Origin of the sequence: Clostridium sp. YIM B02569 (genome assembly GCF_022320765.1) — a bacterium.
Taxonomy (GTDB): Bacteria; Bacillota; Clostridia; order Clostridiales; family Clostridiaceae; genus Clostridium; species Clostridium beijerinckii.
The window spans coordinates 59745-82735 of the sequence record NZ_JAKJJX010000028.1; the positions used below are offsets into that span (position 1 = coordinate 59745).

A 22991-nucleotide genomic window follows, 5' to 3' on the forward strand; every position below is an offset into this window, starting at 1 on the left:
TGGTAAAACTAGCAAATAATAAGTATGCTATTAATATTTGAATATAGTTGCTTCGGTAGACAATTATGTTAAGAGATAGTAAAATCAAATTATAATAAACTTAACATAAAAGGGGAATACCGAAGCGATGGAAGAAAAGTATTTAGGGGAAATATATAAATCATTTTTAAGTAATATACCTTGGCCGATTTGGATTGAAGGAATTGACACGACAATAATATTTTTTAATAAGTATTATGAAAATATGTATAATGTGAAGCTGGAAGATGTTAAAGGCAAGACAAATAAAGAGGCTTTTCCTTTAGAGAAAGCAAAAATATATGATGAGCAAATAAATGAGTGCCTAAGGAAAAGGAAGACTTATGTTGTAGAAGGTATAGTAAATGACAACTGTGTTGAGTGTTTTATATTTCCCATACTAGATAATGATGGAGAGCCTAAAGCCGTAGCTGGTATTATAATTGATATAAATGATAGAAAATTAAGAGAAGCAGAAATAGAAAAACAAAAAAACATATTAAGAACAATAATTGATGCAGTGCCAGAATCTATTTTTTATAAAGATAAGGAAAGTAGATTTCTTGGATTTAATAAGAAGTTTGAAGATTTTTATAAAAAGAGAGGCGTAGAAGAAATAATAGGCAAAACTGATTTGGAGATATATGGAAATTACAGTGAAGCTAAAAAATTCATTGAACAAGATAATAAAATCATGGTAACAAAAAAAGCTACTTATTTTGAGCATAGGATACAAAATGAGAATGGTAGAGAAATAGTTGAAGAGAATGTTAAAATACCTGTTGTAGATAAAGATGGACAAGTATGGGGATTGGTAGGGTTATCTAGAGATATAACGGAAAGAAAGATCTTAGAAGAAAGATTACGATATTTAAGTGAAATAGATATTCTCACAGGCTTATATAATAGATATAGTTTTGAAGAAAAGATTAAAGAACTAAACCATGAGGAATATTTGCCATTAGGAATAATAATGGGAGATGTAAATGGGCTTAAAATAGTAAATGATACTTTAGGACATCTAGAAGGAGATAATTTACTTAGAAGTATAGCTGGAGTTCTTAAAGAGATATGTCATCCTAATGGATATGTATTTAGGTGGGGCGGAGATGAATTCATAATTCTTATACCTAATTGTGATGAATCAAAATGTGAAAAAGTTATTAGAAAAATCACAAAAAAATGCGAACAAGCAGATTATAAATTTATGCAATTAAGCATTGCATTAGGTGAGGGAATAAAATATTCATTACAGGAAGATATATATGATTGTATAAACAAGGTAGAAGAAAAAGTATATCGACAAAAATTATTAGAAAAAAAAAGTATTAGAAGCTCAATTATGGATTCATTGAAAAAAAGTCTAGAAGAGAAAAATATGGAAACCAATGAACATACTGAAAGAGTAACAAAATATGCTTTAGAAATAGGAAAAAAATTGAGGTTAAAAATTTCAGAGCTAGACGAGTTAGCATTAGTTGCAAGTTTACATGATATAGGTAAAATAGGTGTTAATGAAGATATATTATTAAAGCCAGGAAAGTTGACCAAAGAAGAGTTTGAAATAATGAAGACTCATACAGAAAAAGGATACAGAATTATAAATGCATCCAGCGAGCTTGGAAATGTTGCTAAATGTGTATTAACACATCATGAGAAATGGGATGGAAATGGGTATCCTTTAGGATTAGTTGGAGAAGAAATTCCGTTAATGGCGAGAATAATTAATGTAGCGGATTCTTATGATGTTATGACTAATGACAGAGTGTATAAGAAGGCTATAGGTAAAGAAGAAGCTATAAAAGAGTTGAAAAGGTGCTCAGGGACTCAATTTGATCCCCAAATAGTAAAATGTTTTACTGATTATTTAAAAAAATAAGATTCTACATTAAGTATAATTACCTATGATTGGATAATGTTAATTTTACCAAAAATAATAAATGAGATTTAATTAAGTAAAAAGCTTTTAGAATATAAGAATGAAATATGATTTAGAGGATATTTAGAGAAAAATATATCCTCTGAGTCATATTTTTTTATTTTTTGCGAATCAAAACTTTATAAAAATACAAGTGTGATGTAGGTTAAAAATAATGACATTTTAATATTTATTAATAAGAGAAAAGATTTAAATTTTGAGTTATTGGGAAATAATTACTAATATATTTATTTAAGTGTATAATGCTTATCTTTAAGCTGATTATACTAAATATTAAAATGCTGATATATATTACAAAAATAATTCTTCATGATAATTCTAAAAATATTGCGAGAATTTTAGACGTAATGGTGAATTGTGAATTGAAACATATATAGTTTTATAGAAGTATTTAAAATAGATGTATTAAATGCTACTAAGCTTATATTAAATCTAGGAGGGAACAATGTGGATAATAGAGCTAAAAAAGAAGATATAGATGACTTATTTATTAAATTAGGAAAACATTTCATAACAGAAAGAGTTATAGGAAAACCTGTTATTTTAGAAGAAGTAATTCTTATACCTATTATAAGTGTTATGGTTAGTTGCGGAATAGGGGGAGAAAAATGTGATGGTTTTAAAGAAATGAAAGGTGTAGACATTGGCGAATGTATAGGGGTAAGTGCATCTGTAGATGCAATTTTAATAATTAGAGATGGTGAAACTACTATAATGAAACTAAGGGGACTAAATGATATAGATGATATACTTAGATGTATTCCTGACAGAGTTGGGAAATTTAATATTAATAAAGAAAATATAAAGGAAGAGATAAATTTTAGTTCATAAATAGGTATCGTATAGAACTAATTGATGAAATGCTATAAAGTATATTACATAAATATTTATTTAACTTAGAGGTTGGGAGGAAATAAAATGTATAATAAGATAATTGAATCAACTAAGTATATTAGAAGTAAGGTAAACAGAATGCCTAAAATTGCCATAATATTAGTGTCAGGTCTAGTGATTTATGCAGATGGGTATCAGAAATTATAAAAGAAATTTGATTATGGATTATGATACTAGCGCAGTCTAATTAACTGATTCATTTTTATATTTTTCGTTATAGAAATAAAACAGTCTAATTTATGTATGTTATGCAAATTGGACTGTTATTCGTGTTAGAAATTATATATATATATTCGACTAATAACTCTACATTTAAAAATCTAGTAATCAAAGCACTTGATTAAAGAGGCAATATAGAAACTTAATTGAAAATTGCATATTATAAGAAATAAAAGAATATAATTAAAAAATATTATAGCTAATTATGTATAAAAAATAAAAACATTATGGTTATATTTAAGGTATAATGGAAGAATAATAATGAAAATAGGAGAATGCTTATGTTAATTAAAGAGAAGGGTTTATCGCGTTTATCGAAGAATAAATATTCCTTTAAGTATGAAAATATTAAAATATGCTTAATATATGCAGCAATAGGATTGATATGGATTTTTGTATCGGATGCTATTATTGATTTAATTACGAATGGACAAGATAATGTGTTAAAAATTAGCATATATAAAGGTGTTCTGTTTATAATAGTTACTACAAGTATTCTTTATGTATTGACAAATAAGTTTTTAAAAAAAATATGTAATACAGAGCAACAACTTAGAAATAGTTATAAGGAGCTAGAAATATATGTTAAACAATTGAGTGATTATGAGGATGAATTGAAAATTCAGTATGAGCAAATACGAAAAGACGAGATACAGATAAAGGAAATTGAAGAGAAAAGTAGAGCAATTATTAAAGCTATACCAGATATTTTATTTACTTTTGACTCTAATGGTGTTTTTATAGATACTGAAGCTAAGGATGAGAATATATTGATGTTACCTAAAGAAGAGTTTATTGGTAAGACAATATCAGAAGTGATGCCGGAAGAGATTGCTGATTTAGCTTGTGAGAATTTGAGATTAGTTCTAGAAACGGGTAAGTTACATACTTTTGAGTATAAACTATTAGGTAACTATTGTGAAATTAGGATGGTTAAGTGTGGAGAAGATCATGTTTTAGCTGCATTAAGAGATATGACTGTTAAAAAAGAACTAGAGGAGAGATTAGAATACTTATGCTACAATGATCAATTAACAGGGCTATATAATAGAAGATATTATGAGGAGGAGCTAAAACGTTTAGACGTTAAAGAGAATTATCCTTTAACTATTGTTCTGGGTGATGTAAATGGGCTAAAGTTGATTAATGATTCGTTTGGACATGTTGTGGGGGATGAACTGATTAAAAAATCGGCACAGATAATAAAAAACGGATGCAGATCCCATGATGTTGTTATCAGATTGGGTGGAGATGAGTTTGTCATTTTATTACCGAAAACAGATACTTATGAGGCAGAGAAGATCGTTGAAAATATTAATAATCTAGCTAAAAAAGAAAAAATACAAGGTTTGGATATATCTATTTCATTCGGTTATGAAACTAAATGTCATGAAGATGAAATGATTCAAGAAATATTTATAAAAGCAGAAGATTATATGTATAAGAGAAAGCTTTTTGAAAGTTCAAATATGAGAGGTAAAACTATTGATACAATAATAAACACTCTTAATGAGAAAAATAAAAGGGAAGAGCAACATTCTGTGAGAGTTGCTAATCTGTGTGAACTTATGGGAAAGAATATTGGCGTACCTAAAAGGAAAATCCAAGAATTAAAAAATGCCGGATTACTACATGATATAGGCAAAATAGCAATAGAGGAAAATATTCTTAATAAGCCAGGGAGACTTACAGAGGATGAGTATAATGAAATCAAACGTCATCCAGAAATAGGGTATAGGATATTAAGTACAGTAAATGAAATGTCAGAAATTGCAAAGTATGTACTTTCTCATCATGAAATGTGGAATGGAGAAGGATATCCAAAAGGCATTAAAGATATAGATATACCTTTTGAATCTAGAATTATATCTATTGTGGATGCATATGATGCTATGACTAGTGAACGTCCTTATAGAAAAGCATTATCAGAAGAATTTGCTATAGAGGAATTAAAAAGAAATTCGGGAATTCAATTTGATCCTGAATTAGTAAATGTATTTATTGAAAAGGTATTGAATAAATAACAAAAAAAATAAGCCCTGTAAGAAATATGTAAACCGAATTCAATAAATTGAGATAATAATAATCAAATTATAATATATAGTATAATCATTTAATAGGCTGTCGATAAAATCGACAGCTATTAATTTTGGAATAGTATTTTCACTGATATATTTAAATTTATAAAATTATTTTTTTATTCCAGTGTATATAAAAATAGCATCTCTTAAAAAAGCGGCCAGGCCAGGTTGATCCTTATCATAATAGGCAGTAAATCGTTCATCATCAACATACATTTGGGCAAGACCTGCATGGGCTTCCTTTGAGTACTCGCTCCAAGAATAAGCTAGCCATTGGCGGTGTAAATCAGCAGCTTTTTGTGCAAGCTCGCTTGAAGGATCATTAGTTTTAAAAGCATCCTTTAGTGTATCCATAAGTTTAATACCTAACTTTTCGAATTCTTCATATCGTTCTTTACTCATACTTTGAAATTTCTTATTTGATTTATTTACAATATTATCACTATATTTAGAATGTATTTCATTACCATATTTCTTTTCATTTTCATCTATCATCTTTTGTTTAAAGCCTTCAAATTTTTCTTTATCACTCATTATAATTCTCCCTTCTGATGAAGCTAGCGTTTTATCCACATTAGCTATTAATATATCTAGTTGTTTGCGTTTTGCAAGAAGATTTTCGCGATGCTCTTTGAGTGCATTGGTATTATTGAAATCTGGTGATAACAACATACTTTTTATACTTTCAAGATCTACTCCTAATTCCTTATAAAATAATATTTGCTGTAACCTATCTATTTCTTTTTGGCTATAAATCCGATATCCAGATGAATTGATTCTTGCCGGCTTAAGAATCCCTATCTCATCGTAATATCTAAGTGTTCTTGTGCTGATACCAGCCAGTTTACTTAGTTTTTGCACTGTATATTCCATGTGATTGCCTCCTTACAAGATTAATTTACACCTTTACGTAGCGTTAATGTCAATAGTATTATTTGTAATTGTTTTAATAAAAAATAATATTGTACAAATTAATTTTTGGAATTTAGTGAAAAATACAAAAAATAAGTGCAAAAATGGGTAAATTATGTTAAAATTTTAATAAGAATTATTAGTTGATTACAAATATCAACAAAGGGGGAGAATAGTATGAGATGGTTTAATAATTTGAAAATAAAATATAAATTACAGCTTAGCTTTTTTATAATATCTATATTTATTGCCGTAGTTGGAGTTATAGGAATACTTAGTGTAAGTAAAATAAATTCTAATTCTAATGCGTTATATGAAAAAGATTTTCAAGTGCTAAAAAATCTACAAGATTTTAACTCAAATACATTACATTCTAGATTAGAAATTTTGAATTTATTAAATAGTAAAGATTCTAGTAAAGTTAGCCAAACAATAAGTAATATAGATGGTTATAGAGATGAAAACAATGAGATCCTTAAAATATATGAACAATCAGACATAAATGAAGATGAAAATAAAATATATAAAGAGATAAAAAGTGATTTAACAGATTATAGAAATTCATCTGATAAAATAATAAGTCTAGCAAGTGATGGAAAGTACGACGAAGCTATGAGTTTTAGCAAAGAAAGTGCAAACATAAGAGAGAAGTTAACTAATAATATTGATAAATTAGTTAAAATTACTGAACAAAAAGCATCAGATAAAAGTTCTTCAAATAATAATGTCAATAATAAATCTTTTTATATAATGGTAACAACAATTATTTTAGGTTTTATTACTGCAGTTCTATTAGGCGTTATAATTGCTACAATCATATCAAATAATTTAAAAAAAGTATTATTATATGCACAGCACTTAGAAGAAGGAGATTTAACTCAGGAAATAGAGATAAGCTCTAAGGATGAAATTGGAAGTATGGCAAGAGCCTTAAATAAAGCTAATGAAAACATAAGAAGGTTAATAGGGGTAATAATAGATGGATCCAATGATATAAGTTCATCAGGAGAAGAACTATCGGCTACAACACATGATGTTTCTTCTAAGATGAATGATATAAATGAATCAATTGAACAAATATCTAAAGGAGCCCAAGATCTGAGTGCTATAACAGAAGAAGTAAGTGCATCAGCAGAAGAAATTGGAGCGACAACAAATGAACTTGCTAATAGAGCAAATGATGCGGCTGTTTCAGTAGGGGAAATAAAAAATCGCTCTCTTGAAATAAAGAGAAAAGCTTCAGAAAATATAGAACAAGGAAACATTATTTATGAGGAAAAGAAAGAAAATATTATAAAAGCCATCGAAGATGGTAAAGTAGTAAATGAGGTAAAATTGATGGCTAATGCTATAGGGGACATAGCATCACAAACTAATTTACTTGCACTTAATGCAGCAATTGAAGCAGCAAGAGCTGGTGAAAACGGAAAAGGATTTGCTGTGGTTGCAGACGAGGTAAGAAAACTTGCAGAACAATCATCAGAGGCAGTTTCAAGTATACAAGGTATGGTTTTACAGGTGCAGGCTGCATTCGAAAATTTATCTCAGAGTGTAGAAGATATACTTAACTATATAGCTCAAAATGTAAAGCCAAGCTATGAATTACTTATGAATACTGGTATTCAATATGAAAAAGACGCTGAATTTGTTAATGAAATGACTGAAGAATTTGCATCTTCATCTAATCAGATAAATGAAGTTATAGAACAAATAAATCAAGCTATGCAAACTGTATCTGCGACAGCAGAAGAGTCAGGTGCAGGTTCAGAAGAAGTACTGAATAGTATTAATGAAATAACATTAGCTGTTAGTGATATTGCAAAATCTTCGCAAAGTCAAGCCGAACTATCTCAAAAGCTTAATGATATTGTGTTAAAATTTAAGATATAATCAGATTTTGATTCTAATATATAATTTAGAATATATTTTGTACTATATCAAAATGATAGTTTTAGGCTATTATGTGAGAAATACATTTTACAACATATATTCTTTCTTTATTAAATTAATGTATAAGTTTAAAATAAAGTTATAAGAAGAATTTGACAATAAATATTCTTTGCATTAAAATATTTTCTAGAAAAAATAACAGGAGGTAATATCATGATAAAAGAAAATGGTAACATATCAATTGACACAGAAAACATATTTCCTATTATTAAAAAATGGCTATACTCTGATAAAGATATATTTATCAGAGAAGTTATAAGTAATGCATGCGATGCAATTAGTAAATTTCAAAGATTAGTTTCCCTAGGAGAAGCAACAATAAACGGAGACGAGCAATACAAAGTTGTTGTATCAATAAATAAGGAAAAGAAGACTCTTAAATTCATAGACAATGGTATTGGTATGACAGAGGAAGAGGTTAAGAAATATATAAATCAGGTTGCATTTTCTGGAGCAACAGATTTTATGGAAAAGTATAAAGATAAAATGGATGAAGGTAAAGATATAATTGGCCATTTTGGATTAGGATTTTATTCAACCTTCATGGTGTCTAATAAGGTAGAAATAGATACACTGTCATTTAGAGAAGGCGCTGAAGCTGTTAAGTGGGAATGTACAGGTGGAACAGAATATGAAATTGGATCTTCTAGCGAAAGAACAACAAGGGGTACAACAGTAACACTATATATAGATGATGAAAGCTCAGAATTCTTGGAAGAATATAAGGTAAGAGAAATAATCAAGAAATACTGTTCTTTCTTACCTACAGAAATATATTTAGAAGATGAAAATAACCCAAAAGAAGAACCTAAATATGAAACAAAGAAGAAAGAAGATGGAACTGAATATCAAGAATTAGTAGAACCAGAAGTACCAAAGCCATTAAACGATACAAATCCATTATGGGTTAAAGCACCTAAGGATTGTACAGATGAGGAATATAAGGATTTCTATAGAAAAGTATTCATGGACTTTAATGAACCATTGTTCTGGATTCATTTAAATGTAGATTATCCATTTAATTTAAAAGGAATATTATATTTCCCTAAATTAACTCATGAATTTGAAGCAACAGAAGGTCAAGTTAAGTTATATAATAACCAAGTCTTTGTTGCAGATAACATTAAAGAAGTAATACCTGAATTCTTATTATTATTAAAGGGTACTATTGATTGCCCAGATCTACCTTTAAATGTATCGAGAAGTTTCCTTCAAAATGATAAGGAAGTTTCAAAAATATCTAATCATATAGTTAAAAAGGTAGCAGATAAATTAGTTGATTTGTTTAAAAATAGCAGGGAAGAATTTAATAAATTCTGGCCAGATATACAAATATTTATTAAATACGGCTGCTTAAGAGATCCAAAATTCTATGATAAGATAAAGGAAATAATAATATTTAAGAATTTAAAGGGTGAATTCGTAACATTAAAGGATTATCTTGAAGCTAATAAAGAAAAGCATGAAAACAAAGTATTTTATGCTAATGATGAAAAACAACAATCTCAATATATAAAGATGTTTAAAGAGAATGATTTAGATGCTGTTATATTAGATTGTTCACTAGATGATCATTTTATTTCGTTCTTGGAAATGCATGAATCAGGAATTAAATTCAATAGAATTGATTCTGATATTTCAGATACATTAGGAAGTAAAGAAGATGAAAATGATGAGACTATAAAAGCTTTAAATAAGGAAATAGAGGATCTATTTAAGACTGCACTAGGAGACAAAATTAAGAATTTGTCTATTGAAGGATTGAAGAATGAAGAAACTCCAGCGCTTATTTTAGTTTCAGAAGAGTCAAGAAGAATGGCTCAAATGAGTAAGATGTATGCAAAATCAGGAATGAGCTTCCCAGGTATGTTCGATGAAGAAAAAACTTTAGTTATAAACAATAAGAGTGCAATAATTAAGAAGCTTCTAGAAGTTTCTAAGAATGAAAGCAAAAAGGAAGATGTTAAATTTATCTGTGAGCATATTTTAGATTTAGCTAAAATTGCAAATAAGGAATTAGATGCAGCTGAAATGGATGAATTTATAAAGAGAAATAATATGCTTTTAAATAAAGTAGTTGCTCTTTAATATAGTATTAATAAAGTTCCAAGTTTAAGTACTTGGAACTTTATTTTTCTTTGGGAAATTATTAATGAAGTTAAATCCGCGGATAACTTTTGAAAGTATTAGAAATACATAGTCTACGAAACAGATTTTTATATAAAATTTAGTATAATTTTAACAGTAAAGGTTAAATTTGAAATGAAATTTTAAGTATGATAAAATATTCTAATGTAGTTTTCACATACATTTGCTTAAATGAAGGGATATTTATATATGAAAAATGAAATTTTTAGACCTAAACTATTATATAGAAAGCGCATTAATAAGTTATTGCAAGAAATTTTTCGAATACCTATATATTTTATATCAGCATCTATGGGCTACGGAAAATCCATTGCAGTTAGAAATTTTATAGAGAAGAATAAACGAGTGCAAACAATTTGGCTTGATATAACAAACGATGAAATTGATGATATGTGGATATGGAAAAAATTTTGTGATTTAATTAAAAATATCAATTTTAAGTTAGGTGAAATGTTATATGCCTACGGGGTTCCTAATAATAATAAAGATGTTTATAAGATAATAGATATAATTAGAAATGAGATAAGGCAAGAAACCATCATTATTATTGATGACTGGGATGATGAAAAAATAGTTTATATTAATCATTTAATAAAAGCTATAATATTGGAAGATATAAGTAATTTACACATAGTTATAATAAGTAGAAAAAAGCCGGCAAATGAGTATATAGAATTTGAGCTAAAGCAAAAATGTATGATAATGCGTCAGGAGGATATTGCATTCACCTTTGATGAAACGATAGAGTTCTTTAAGATTAATGGAATAATGCTCACAGAAGCAGAAGAAAAAGAACTATACGAATATACTGGTGGATGGACTTCAGCTATGTATCTTGCGTTAATTCAATATTACAGCCAAAATACATTTGATGATATACCAAAAGCAACAGAGTTAATTAAAATAGCTGTATATGATAAGTTTGATGAAGTTACCAAGCAGATTTTATTAAAACTCGCATTTGTTGAGAATTTCACGATCGAACAGGCTATGTATATTACGGAAGATGAAAGATCAAAGGAGGTAATTAGAAGAGTATGTTCCAATAATTGCTTTATAAGATACGACAAGAAGGAAAAAATATATAGACTACATTCAATCCTTAAAAATGCATTAGAAGAAGAATTAGCATTATCAAATGTAGATTTAATGGAAGTAAATAACATTTGTGGTGATTGGTATGCTAAAAATTTTAATGACATATATGCAATGGAATACTATTATAAGGCTAAGAATTACGAACGTATACTAGATTTAATAGAGCGAAATTATACAATAGATCTTACTAATTTATATAAAGAAATTATAAAACCAGTTTTTAATGAGCTTACTATCAGTGAGAAGATAAAAAGGCCTATAGCTTATTTAACTTATTTATTTTTTTATATTCTTTACGGAAATAGAATAGCTGGTGCTAAGTTATTGTATGAGGCTAAGGCTATCTATATAGAAGATAAAAATCTTAAAGATAAAAATCAAATACTAGGTGAAATTGCATTTTTGGAGAGCATATTAGTCTTTTATAATGTTAGGAGAATGATAGAGTGCCATAAAAAGGCCTACGAGCTCTTTAAAGGAGGGGGGTCGAGAATAGCAAATAATAAAATGCCGGCAACTTTTGGATCACCTCATTTTTTATACTTATTTCACAGAAAAGTAGGCAATTTGAAAGAGTTAGTGGAATTTTTTCAACAAGGAATAAATTATTTTATTCATATATCAAATGGTGGAGCAGCAGGTGCAAATTATCTCATGATGGCTGAATATTTTTATGAAACAGGAGATTCTAAAAATGGAGAATTGTTTGCATATAAGGCATTTCATAAAGCTAAAACAAAAAAACAGACAAGCATAATAATTTGTTCATTATTTCTGTTAACAAGGATTTGTGTGAATAAAAATTATAAAAATGAGGTTAAAAATAATTTCTATAATCTGATTAAAGAGTATGAAAATCTTAATATTCCAATCTTTCTTAACGGTTCACAGATAGCTATAGGATATATTGATGGAATTACTGGTAATTTAGAAAATTTAAATAAGTGGATTAAAAATATAGAAAACCATGAATTAAAAAATATTATGCCTGTTATAGGAATGAACCATGTTATAACAGGTTTAGCGATGATACTTAAGGGGAGTTACATAGAGTTAGAAATCCAAGTAGAAATTATGTTGGAAGTTTATACGGGTAAAAAAAGCATATTTGGAATAGTATATGCATACATATTTGATTCAATCGCAAAGTACAAGCTATATGGAAAAGAAATCGCTAAAAAGTCACTGGTAAAAGCCATTGAGCTAGCAGAAAAAGACCACATTGTAATGTGTTTTGTTGAATTAGCCCCACATATATTGCCATTACTCGAATCTATTAAAAATGAAAGTGCGTATGTAAAATGTTTAATCCCAAAGTGCAAAGAATATAATCAGATATATCTAAAAAGATATTGCAATTTAGAAAAAATAGAGTTGACTCCAAGGGAAATTGAGATAATGAAGTTGGTATATCATGGATATAAGCAATCTGAGATTTCAGATAAACTAAATATTGCTTTAGTTACTGTAAAAAAACATATTGCATCTGTTTATTGCAAGTTAAATGTGAGAAACAAAACAATAGCAATTAATCAATTGAAAGAAAAAGGGATAATATAAAATGCTACAAATTAAATCAAAATTATACTTTAGTATAATACACAAATCATTTATATGTATGTATAATCATCTCATGAGATATTAATAATACTTTAAAACTGAATAAAGTTATAAAAGCCAGCAATTTTTAATATTTAATTTATTGAGTGTTGGCTATTTTTATTATAGATTGCTAATTGAAGGATGGGGGAAAAGAGAGATGATCACAGATTTTGGTAAGATAGCAAGGGAACTTTTTAATTTGGTTGGATCAGAAGAAAATATTTTGTGTGTAGAAAATTGCATGACTAGATTAAGATTGAGATTAAAGGACACTAAAAAAGTGGATGTTGGAATTTTAAAAAAGATAGAAAGTGTACGTGGCATTGTAGAGACGAGGGAACAATTTCAAATTATTATTGATGGTACTGCTGCAAGAATATTAATTAGTGAGTTTATTAATATATATAAGACAAGAAAGTAATATTGTGGTAGCAGTTTGAAGATCTAGTGATTTAAATAAAAAAATATGGAACAACCTCTAGCTAAGAACTTTTGACAGTTTATTTATTATTTCTATTTATAATTTTATATAAACAGAAATATAAATAAAAAGAGGGCCAACAAATCTTTTATACTTTAGTATATTATGATATAATAGCTAAGGATATATTTAAAATGGAGGATTTTGTAATGAAACATATAAAAACTATAAACAAAACAAACATTAAAAATAGTTTATGTAAGCCAGGATGCAAAGAATGTGCAAATTCATGTCAATCAGCTTGTAAGACATCTTGCACAGTTGCAAACTTAGAATGTGAAAACTAATAATCTTCAAGCAGTAACTATATAGTTACTGCTTACTTTATATGTTTAGGAGGAAAAAGAATTGTCTTTAATACATAAATTTAAACAAGGCGAAAATTATTTTGTTTTAGATGTGAATACAGGAGCTGTTCATGTTGTAGATGAACTAGTTTATGATATATTAGATGATAGCCAATTAAGAAATAAGAAAGAAATATTAGAGGAACTTAAGGGAAAATATAATGAAGAAGAGATTTCAGAGGCTTATGATGAAATTCAAGAGTTAGCTGAAGAAGGAATTTTATATTCAGAAGATCAATATGAAGAAATAGCTCATAGCTCTATGGACGATAGAGATTACATAAAGGCTATTTGTTTAAATGTAATTCATGGATGTAACCTTAGATGTAAGTACTGTTTTGCTGACGAAGGTGAATATCATGGACATGGTGGAGTCATGAGTGCAGATACAGCAAAAAAAGCAATTGATTATGTGATTAAGAGAAGTGGACCAAGAAAAAATATAGAAATAGATTTATTTGGTGGAGAGCCAACTTTAATTATGGACACAATAAAAGAAATAATTAAGTATGCTAGGGATAACGAAGAAAAATGGGGAAAGAGAGTAAGATTTACAATGACCACTAATGCTACTCTATTAACTCCAGATATGATGGATTATATGGATAAAGAAATGGGAAATATAATTCTTTCTTTAGATGGCAGAAAAGAAGTTAATGATAATGTTAGAATTAAGCCAGATAAAAGCGGTTCTTTTGATGATATAGTTCCAAATATAAAGGAAATGATTAAGAGAAGAACTAAAGGAAAAACTTATTATGTAAGAGGAACGTTCACAAGAGAAAATACAGATTTTTATGAAGATGTAATGGCGATGGTTAATGAAGGGTTTAGAGAGTTATCCATAGAACCAGTTGTTTTAGAAAATGGACATCCACTTTCATTAAGAGAAGAAGATATAGATACAATCTTTGAAAACTATGACAAGCTATATGAAGAAATGGCAAGAAGAAAACGAGAAGGAAATGATGAATTTAAATTTTATCATTTTAATATAGACCTTCAAGGTGGACCATGTGTTTACAAGAGAATTTCTGGATGCGGTGCAGGATTTGAATATGTAGCTATAACTCCTCAAGGAGAAGTGTATCCATGCCATCAATTTGTTGGAAAAGAAGAGTTTAAGTTAGGAAGTATACACGAAGATACTTATAATGGAGAATTAGCTCAAAAATTTAAGAAAGCACATATATATAATAAGCCTAAATGTAGGGAGTGCTGGGCAAAATTCTACTGTAGTGGTGGATGCCAAGCTAACAATTTTAATTTTAATGGGGACATGAACATTCCTTATGAAATTGGATGCAAGATGCAAAAGAAGAGAATTGAATGTGCAATTGCGCTAAAAGCTGAAGAAAATTAATATTTATATAATAATATAATAAAAAGAAGGGGAACTCCATTGCCTTTGCTACTGAGAGAATCTTATTTGGGACATACTGATAAAAGCTTTAACAATCTGTACTTGTTTCTTAAATTAATTAAAATAAGTATAGATGAAATAGCTTACACTTAGTAATTTCTATAGATGATTTTTTTATCGAGCACTTCGCAAGAGGGGGTCTCTTTTTATATAATAACATTTTAAATGCACATCTTGGAATTAAATATAATATATATTGCAATTGAAGCTCACAGTATTTCAGCGCTAACTGAAAAATTTTTATCAATAAGATTTTTAATGTAAATCTACTATTGCAATGTATAAGAATGTAAGGAGAATAGATACTTGGAAGAATACATTTTGGAAAATGATTTGAGATTAATTTATAAACATACAGATTCAGAACTATCATCAATTTGTATTTCTTTAAATGCAGGAGCTGGAGTTGAGAATGAAAAGTTTGGAGTAGCTCATGCAACTGAGCATATGGTTTATAAAGGAACAAAAAATAGAACTGAGAGAGAAATAAATGAAGAGCTAAGTAACATTTTTGGATTTAATAATGCTATGACAAACTATCCATATGTAATCTATTATGGAACTGTGCTCGGAGAAGATTTACAAAAAGGTGTGGAAATTTTAAGTGATATAATAATTAACCCGGAATTTGGAGAAAATGGATTCAAAGAAGAAATGGATGTCATAAAAGAAGAATTAAAAGAATGGGATGAGGATGTAGATCAGTATTGCGAGGATAATTTATTTTTTAACTGCTTCAATAATAGAAGAATAAAGTATCCTATAATAGGAATATTTGATGATCTTGAGAATATAACTTTAGATAATATTAAAGAATTTTATGATAAATATTATTTTCCGGGAAATACTTCAATTGTTATAATTTCATCAGTAAAGTTTGATATAGTTAAGGAAATTATATATAAGCATTTTTTCGCATGGAAGAAAAAGAATATTATTCAAGAAGGTATTAGTGGATCTGGTAATAAAAAATTAATAGAATATGAAAATCCTCAAAAGGGAACTTATAACAATGTAAGAGATGGAATAAGGGCATGTAAAGTTGAAATGATATTTCCAATTGATGATTTGAGTGAAAAAGAAATTAAGGCACTTAGAATTTTCAATCAATATTTTGGAGATGGGGTTAATTCAATTCTCTATGATGTTTTAAGAACTCAAAATGGTTTAGTATATGATGTACTTACTAAAATTTTACATGAGAATTATATAAAACTATATAAAATCACATTTAGTACATCAGAAGAAAATGTAAATAAAGCTATATCTTTAATAGAAGGATGCATAGCAAAGTTAGATTTATTGCAAAAGAAACTTGATAATGATCAGATAGAACGTTTAATTAAGAGTTTTAAATTAAAAAGATTATTTAGAGAAGAGCAGAGTATAATACTGGCCAAAGAGCTTGCTACATATGACTGCATGTTTGGAGATTATAAAATTTATATTAATGAGATTAAAGAAATGGAGTTACTAACAAAAGAAATGATTTTTCAAGTAGGTAGGAAAGTACTGAAGAATTTTACAACACAGATAATTGAGAGAGCATAAAAGGAGGCAGAATTATGTACAGTTTTAAAAATGATTATAGTGAAGGCGCACACTCAAGAATATTAAATGCATTAGTTGAAACAAATTTGGAACAAACCGATGGTTACGGTACTGATCAGTACACAGAAAGATCAGTTAATCTGCTGAAGAAGAAAATTGATAGAGAAGATGTAGATATACATTTACTAGTTGGTGGGACACAGGTTAATCTTACAGCTATATCAGCTTTTTTAAGACCGCATCAGGCAGCAATAGGAGCAGATACAAGTCATATAAATTGTCATGAAACCGGGGCAATTGAAGCAACTGGTCATAAAGTAATTACAATGAAAACTAACGATGGAAAACTTACTCCAAATTTAATTCAAAATGTTGTTGATTCTCATAGCGATGAGCATATGGTTCAACCTAAATTAGTATATATATCAAATTCTACAGAACTTGGAACTCTATATACGAAAGCAGAGTTAATTGATTTACATGATTGCTGTAAGAGGAATAAACTGCTATTATATTTGGATGGTGCTAGACTTGGATCTGCACTTGTAGCGGAAGAAAATGATTTGACTTTAGCTGATATAGCAAAATTAGTTGATGCATTTTACATTGGAGGAACTAAAAATGGAGCGCTTTTTGGAGAAGCACTTGTAATATGCAATGATGAATTAAAAGAAGATTTTAGATATTTTATTAAGCAAAAAGGTGGATTATTAGCAAAAGGAAGGTTGCTTGGAATTCAATTTGAAGAATTATTCAAAGATGATCTGTATTTTGAACTTGCAAAACATGCAAATAAAATGGCACTTATGTTAAAAGGCGCAATAGTAGATGAAGGATATAAGTTTTTGACTGAATCTTTTACGAATCAACAGTTCCCTATATTCCCTAATAATTTAATTGAAAAGTTAAGTGAAAAATATTCTTTTAATATTGAAAGAGTAATTGATTCTAATTATACTGCAATTAGATTAGTGACATCATGGGCAACTAAAGAAGAAATTGTATTAGAATTTATCGAAGATCTACATCTATAAAAAAGGCATGAAGTATTAACTAGAATCTTTTAAGAACAATTAAGTATTTTTAAAAAGATTAAGGAAAAAGGCACAAGTGTAATATAGAGTATTTAATTTATGAAATAGAAAGTATGTTTTAAGCTTCATATCGTTTGATCGTCGATATGAAGCTTTTATTCATGGTTAGCTATATTTGAAATTAGATTGGAGCGGTATTTTTGAAGTTACCATTATTAGAAGGATTACTTAAATACAATGATGAAGAAAATCTACTTCTTTCCATGCCAGGAAACAAGGGGGGAATTGGATTTGCTAGAGATGAAATTGGGCTGGAGTTTGTTAATAGAATGGGATTTTTAGATATAACAGAGGTCGACCCATTAGATAATTTACATTATCCAGAAGGGATAATAAAGGAAGCCCAAGAGCTATTAGCTAAAACGTATAAGGCTAAGAAAGCCTATTTTTTAGTAAATGGAAGCTCATCAGGAAACTTAGCAGCCATGTTTTCAGCATTTGATGAGGGGGATGAAGTTTTAGTTGAAAGAAACTGCCATAAGTCAATTTATAATGGATTGATTATGAGAAAGTTAAAAGTTAAATATATAGAACCTATTATTGATGATGAATTAGGACTATTTTTACCACCTAATAAAGAGAATATATATAAAGCGTTAGAGAATAGCTCAAAACCAAAGGGAATTATAATAACATATCCAAATTATTTTGGGATTACATATGATATAGAAGAGATTATATGTAATTTGAAGGAAATAGGATTAAAAGTTATAATCGACTGTGCTCATGGAGCTCATTTTGGAATAAATAAAAGATTGCCAAAGTCTCTTGCGAGTTTAGGAGATTATGTGGTTTTAAGTGCACATAAAACTTTACCAGCCCTAACTCAAGGCGCATATCTCTTAGTAAATGAAGATAATGACATAATAGATTTTTACATAAAGTTATTTACTACAACTTCACCATCTTATCTGATAATGGCATCTTTAGATTATGCAAGATATTATTTAGATACATACGGGAAAGATGATTATGATAAATTAATAAATGAATCTGAAAAGTGGAAGAAAAAAATTAATAAGCTAGGAAAGGTTTATATATTAAGTGAAAGTGACTTAGATAAGCATAATGATAGAATAGAAGGATACAAAATTGATCCTAGTAGATATATAGTTATTCTTCCTAAAGGGTATAATGGACATAAATTTCTAGATTATCTAAGAGATAATAAAATACAGGCTGAGATGAGTTTTTCAAGAGGAGTTGTTTTAATCCTGTCACCATTTAATACAGAAGAAGATTTTAAAATTATATACGAAACTATTTTAAATTTAGATATGAGAAATATGTCTAGAGAAATAGAGATAAAATATTCTAGAAATATACCTATTAAAAAATTTGAGCCTTATGAAACTTTTAAATTAAAAAGCAGATGGTGTGAAATAGAAAAGTGTGAAGGTTTAGTAGCTAAAGAATCAATAATACCATATCCTCCAGGAATACCTTTGGTTTGCCCAGGAGAAATAATATCAAAAGATGTTATAGCAATAGTAAGGGACTATATTATAAATAAAAAAAGTATAATTGGAGTAAATAATAATAAAATTCGGATTTTAGATATAAATTAATATAAATGATGAATCTATAATTTACTATAATCCTATTGGTATAAGCTTAAATATTGTGTTAAAATATATCTATTTAGAATAATATATATGATGATAATATGCGGGGAGGGATAGACAATTATATATGGAAACAAATATTGTAACCAAACCAAAGAATAAAGTTGATGTGAAAAAGCCTAAGAATTATAAAGTTGTTATGTATAATGATGATTATACAACAATGGAATTCGTTATTAATATACTGGTAGTTGTATTTAATAAAAAGTTAATAGATGCTGAGAAGATAATGTTAGATGTGCATGAAAGGGGTAAGGGAATAGCAGGAATATATAGTTATGATATAGCAGTTACTAAAGTTTCAACTGCAATGTCAATGGCTAAAGAAAAGGGCTTTCCGTTTAAGCTTACTGTAGAGGAGGCGTAAAATATGAAAATTACGAATGAAGTTAATTTGATATTACTTAAAGCATACCAAGAAGCAAAAGAGAAAAGCAGCGAATATATTACACCAGAGCATTTACTGTATGCTGCAACTTTTGATAAGAATGTAGAGTATGCTATTAAAGAATGTGGTGGAAGTTTAGAAAATTTAAGATATAATTTGGCAACTTACGTGAAAACATATATAAATAAAATTGGTCAAGGAGAACCACAAGAGAGCATAGAGTTTCAAAGAGTCATTTTAACAGCAAATGAACAAATTAAGTATAGCGGAAAAGATGCAATAGATGTAGATCATATACTCTCTGCAATTTTTAATCTAGAAGATAGTTATGCACGATATTATCTAGAGCAAGAAGGCGTTACAAGAAGAGATTTGCTATATTCTTTGTGTCATAGTATAGATGAAGATACTCGAAATTCTTATGATGATGAAATGCAAGAAAATTTTAAAGAAGATGAGAATGAATTTACTGAGAATGAAAGTAAAGAGAAAGTAGAGAAGAAAAAAGAAGATGCATTTCTTAATAAGTTTACAATAGACCTTATTAAGAAAGCTACAGAAGAAGAAAATGATCCATTGATAGGACGAAAAGATATTTTAGAAAGAAGTATACAGATACTCTGTAGAAGGATAAAAAATAATCCTATACATGTAGGCGAGTCTGGAGTTGGTAAGACTGCTATAACTTTAGGACTTGCAAAGTTAATAAGTGAAGACAAGGTGCCAGAAAAATTAAAAGGAAGTTCTATGTTTTCTTTAGATATTGGATCTGTTATAGCAGGAACTAAGTATAGAGGAGATTTTGAAGAAAGAATAAAAAGAGTTTTAGATTTGATTAGCAAACAAGATAAGCCAATTGTATATATAGATGAAATTCATAATATTGTAGGTGCTGGAGCGTTAAATGGTGGCGCATTAGATGCGTCCAATTTGTTAAAACCTTATCTTACAGAAGGAAAAATTAGATTTATTGGAGCTACTACTTTTGATGAATATAAAAAGTTTTTTGAAAAAGATAAAGCATTAAGTAGAAGATTTCAAAGAATAGATGTTAAAGAACCATCTATAAAAGAAGCTATACAAATATTAGATGGACTTAAAAAGAATTATGAAGAATATCATAATGTAAGTTATACAGATGAAGCAATCGGAGATGCAGTAACTCTAAGCGATAAGTATATTAATGACAGATATCTGCCAGATAAAGCTGTAGATATTATAGATGAAGCTGGAGCTTATGTTCGTATGCATAATGAAGATATGAATGAGCAGATTATAGTTGACAGAAAAACTATTGAGGAAATAATATCAAAGATTTGTAATATTCCAAAGCAAACTGTGGAAAGTAGCGAGATAAGTTCTTTAAAGCACTTGGAAAAGGACTTAAAGGAAAATATATTTTCACAGGATAAAGCCATTGAAGAAGTTGTAAGATGTATAAAGATGTCTAGATCTGGATTAAACGATGAAGATAAGCCAGTAGCATCTATGCTTTTTGTTGGGCCTACTGGAGTTGGAAAAACAGAGATTGCTAGATGCTTATCTAAAACTCTAGGAATAGATTTGATTAGATTTGACATGAGTGAATATACTGAAAAACATTCAGCTGCAAAACTCATAGGATCACCTCCAGGATATGTAGGTTATGAAGAAGGCGGACTTTTAACTGATTCAATAAGAAAAACGCCACATTGCGTATTATTACTGGATGAAATAGAAAAGGCACACCCGGATATTTTGGGTGTATTGCTTCAGGTTATGGATTATGCCACACTTACTGATAATAAAGGCAGGAAAGCTGATTTTAGAAACTCAATAATAATAATGACCTCTAATGCTGGAGCTAGAAATATAGGTAAAAAGCTTATTGGCTTCGGAGATAGGGAAGTCAAAGGTGAAGCTATAATGGAAGAGGTTAAAAAGTTCTTCACACCTGAATTTAGAAATAGACTGGATAAAATAATAGTATTTAATGGAATGACTGATATTATGGCAGCAAATGTTGCTAAAAAGCAATTAAATAACTTTAAAGATAAATTGAATTCTAAAAATGTTGAAATAGAATTTAGTGAAGAATGTGTAAATCACATTGCTAAAATAGGAACATCAGAGGAATTTGGGGCAAGAGAAATAGCAAGAGTTATAGCTTCGAATATAAAACCATTACTTGTTGATGAAATTTTATTTGGAAAGCTAAGCGAAGGTGGAAAGTGTGTAATTGATTCTGTAAATGAAAAATTTGAGTTAAAGATCAATTAAATCTACTTAAAGTAATGTGATTCATTATTATATATGTAAAAATAAATGTAAAAGAGTCCTAGTCCTATGTAATATCATCTGGAGAGATTACATGATAATTAAATATAAACTATATAATAATATGTTTTTGAATAAAAATTATGAAGACAGACATAATATTAAATGACAAAAAGAAATTTTTAAGCAAAAAGAGGAGGTGAACTATTGCAAAGTTATTTTAACTTGAGCAATGGAACATTAGAATGGAAGATAAGACATTAATATGCAAAGATTGTGGAAGAGAGTTCGTTTTTACTGTAGGAGAACAAGAATTTTATAAGGAAAAAGGTTTTGAAAATGAACCAGTAAGATGTCCTGACTGCAGGAGAGCTAGAAAGCAACAAAACAATAGAAGATAGAAAGTAATAAATTTTCTATTGATCGAGTAAGAAGCATAAGAGTGATTAAATCTTATGCTCCTTTTTATTTCCGTATGATATAAATATATTTTTTAGGGTCAATTTTAGTTAATTCAATAGAATATTCTGCATTTAAATAAAAAAATATAAAAAATATATTGAATTTTTTATACTTTTGCTAGTATAATATAAAGAAAGATTTGAATAAAAAGTGATTTGATTTTTCGTATAATCTTTTTTATTTAAAATTTTATAGTCATATTGGATAGTAATTTTAAAAATAAAGTTTTAAAGATAGTGATAAGGAAGAGTATATAAATGGTAAACTTTTAAGAGAGCTAGAGGTCGGTGGAATCTGGTAAGTATCCTTTATAGAAGCAGCCTTTGAATTTTATAGCTGAGAAATAAAAATTTTTAGAAAATAAGAATTTTTAATTAGGCTATAACGTGTTCCTCACGTTATAGAGGTGGAGTATAATATGTACTCTAGCTGAGTGAACAATTTTTAAGTTGTTTATTAGGGTGGTACCGCGAAGTAGTTCTTTCGTCCCTTGTGTGGGATGG

Annotated in this window: 17 protein-coding genes and 1 other annotated feature; of the genes, 16 read left to right on the forward strand and 1 reads right to left on the reverse strand. The window is 28.4% G+C overall.

Going from position 1 to position 22991, the window contains the following annotated elements; all coding sequences use genetic code 11:
• Positions 1-127: 127 nt before the first annotated feature.
• The 4 genes from L3B96_RS21855 to L3B96_RS21865 all read left to right on the forward strand — a co-directional run bounded on the left by L3B96_RS21855 (position 128) and on the right by L3B96_RS21865 (position 5094).
• Complete coding sequence (locus tag L3B96_RS21855) at positions 128-1897, forward strand: HD domain-containing phosphohydrolase (RefSeq protein ID WP_238900594.1); 1770 nt, start codon at positions 128-130, stop codon at positions 1895-1897.
• Positions 1898-2404: 507 nt separating this feature from the next.
• Positions 2405-2788 carry a spore germination protein GerW family protein gene (locus tag L3B96_RS21860; RefSeq protein ID WP_238948565.1) on the forward strand — a complete coding sequence of 128 codons (384 nt, stop codon included), beginning with the start codon at positions 2405-2407 and terminating at the stop codon, positions 2786-2788.
• A gap of 87 nt (positions 2789-2875) precedes the next feature.
• Positions 2876-2998 (forward strand): hypothetical protein, encoded by a 123-nt coding sequence (locus L3B96_RS27360; RefSeq protein ID WP_275297312.1) that lies wholly within the window; start codon positions 2876-2878, stop codon positions 2996-2998.
• Positions 2999-3345: 347 nt separating this feature from the next.
• The gene (locus L3B96_RS21865) at positions 3346-5094 is read left to right on the forward strand and encodes an HD domain-containing phosphohydrolase (protein WP_238900596.1); all 1749 of its coding nucleotides are present in this window, start codon (positions 3346-3348) and stop codon (positions 5092-5094) included.
• A 165-nt stretch (positions 5095-5259) separates the two neighbouring features.
• Here the strand turns inward: L3B96_RS21865 and L3B96_RS21870 are convergent, their stop codons facing one another.
• Positions 5260-6024 (reverse strand): MerR family transcriptional regulator, encoded by a 765-nt coding sequence (locus L3B96_RS21870; protein WP_238948566.1) that lies wholly within the window; start codon positions 6022-6024, stop codon positions 5260-5262.
• Positions 6025-6240: 216 nt separating this feature from the next.
• On the opposite strand from L3B96_RS21870, the gene L3B96_RS21875 reads away from it, so the two are divergent.
• From L3B96_RS21875 to L3B96_RS21930, 12 genes are all read left to right on the forward strand, one after another.
• The gene (locus tag L3B96_RS21875) at positions 6241-7953 is read left to right on the forward strand and encodes a methyl-accepting chemotaxis protein (RefSeq protein ID WP_238900598.1); all 1713 of its coding nucleotides are present in this window, start codon (positions 6241-6243) and stop codon (positions 7951-7953) included.
• A 213-nt stretch (positions 7954-8166) separates the two neighbouring features.
• On the forward strand, positions 8167-10101 hold the full coding sequence (htpG, locus tag L3B96_RS21880; protein WP_238948567.1) for a molecular chaperone HtpG: 1935 nt from the start codon (positions 8167-8169) through the stop codon (positions 10099-10101).
• Positions 10102-10350: 249 nt separating this feature from the next.
• On the forward strand, positions 10351-12819 hold the full coding sequence (locus tag L3B96_RS21885; protein ID WP_238948568.1) for a LuxR C-terminal-related transcriptional regulator: 2469 nt from the start codon (positions 10351-10353) through the stop codon (positions 12817-12819).
• A 199-nt stretch (positions 12820-13018) separates the two neighbouring features.
• A complete protein-coding gene (locus L3B96_RS21890; RefSeq protein ID WP_012060315.1) occupies positions 13019-13282 on the forward strand; it encodes a PTS transporter subunit EIIB in 264 nt (87 codons plus the stop codon).
• Positions 13283-13491: 209 nt separating this feature from the next.
• Positions 13492-13629 (forward strand): six-cysteine ranthipeptide SCIFF, encoded by a 138-nt coding sequence (gene scfA / locus L3B96_RS21895; protein ID WP_003371542.1) that lies wholly within the window; start codon positions 13492-13494, stop codon positions 13627-13629.
• Between the two features lie 61 nt (positions 13630-13690).
• Positions 13691-15052 carry a thioether cross-link-forming SCIFF peptide maturase gene (gene scfB / locus L3B96_RS21900; protein ID WP_238900601.1) on the forward strand — a complete coding sequence of 454 codons (1362 nt, stop codon included), beginning with the start codon at positions 13691-13693 and terminating at the stop codon, positions 15050-15052.
• A gap of 366 nt (positions 15053-15418) precedes the next feature.
• The gene (locus L3B96_RS21905; RefSeq protein ID WP_238948569.1) at positions 15419-16663 is read left to right on the forward strand and encodes a pitrilysin family protein; all 1245 of its coding nucleotides are present in this window, start codon (positions 15419-15421) and stop codon (positions 16661-16663) included.
• A 14-nt stretch (positions 16664-16677) separates the two neighbouring features.
• The gene (locus L3B96_RS21910; RefSeq protein WP_041899284.1) at positions 16678-17697 is read left to right on the forward strand and encodes a low specificity L-threonine aldolase; all 1020 of its coding nucleotides are present in this window, start codon (positions 16678-16680) and stop codon (positions 17695-17697) included.
• 200 nt (positions 17698-17897) lie between these two features.
• A complete protein-coding gene (locus tag L3B96_RS21915; protein ID WP_238900604.1) occupies positions 17898-19325 on the forward strand; it encodes an aminotransferase class I/II-fold pyridoxal phosphate-dependent enzyme in 1428 nt (475 codons plus the stop codon).
• A 124-nt stretch (positions 19326-19449) separates the two neighbouring features.
• Entirely contained in the window at positions 19450-19749 is a 300-nt protein-coding gene (locus L3B96_RS21920) for an ATP-dependent Clp protease adaptor ClpS (RefSeq protein WP_012060310.1), read from the forward strand.
• Between the two features lie 3 nt (positions 19750-19752).
• Positions 19753-22029 (forward strand): ATP-dependent Clp protease ATP-binding subunit ClpA, encoded by a 2277-nt coding sequence (gene clpA / locus L3B96_RS21925; protein ID WP_238948570.1) that lies wholly within the window; start codon positions 19753-19755, stop codon positions 22027-22029.
• 242 nt (positions 22030-22271) lie between these two features.
• Positions 22272-22427: a zinc-ribbon domain-containing protein gene (locus tag L3B96_RS21930; protein ID WP_012060308.1), complete on the forward strand. Its 156-nt coding sequence runs from the start codon at positions 22272-22274 to the stop codon at positions 22425-22427.
• Positions 22428-22715: 288 nt separating this feature from the next.
• Positions 22716-22982: a binding site (T-box leader), on the forward strand.
• Positions 22983-22991: the final 9 nt, after the last annotated feature.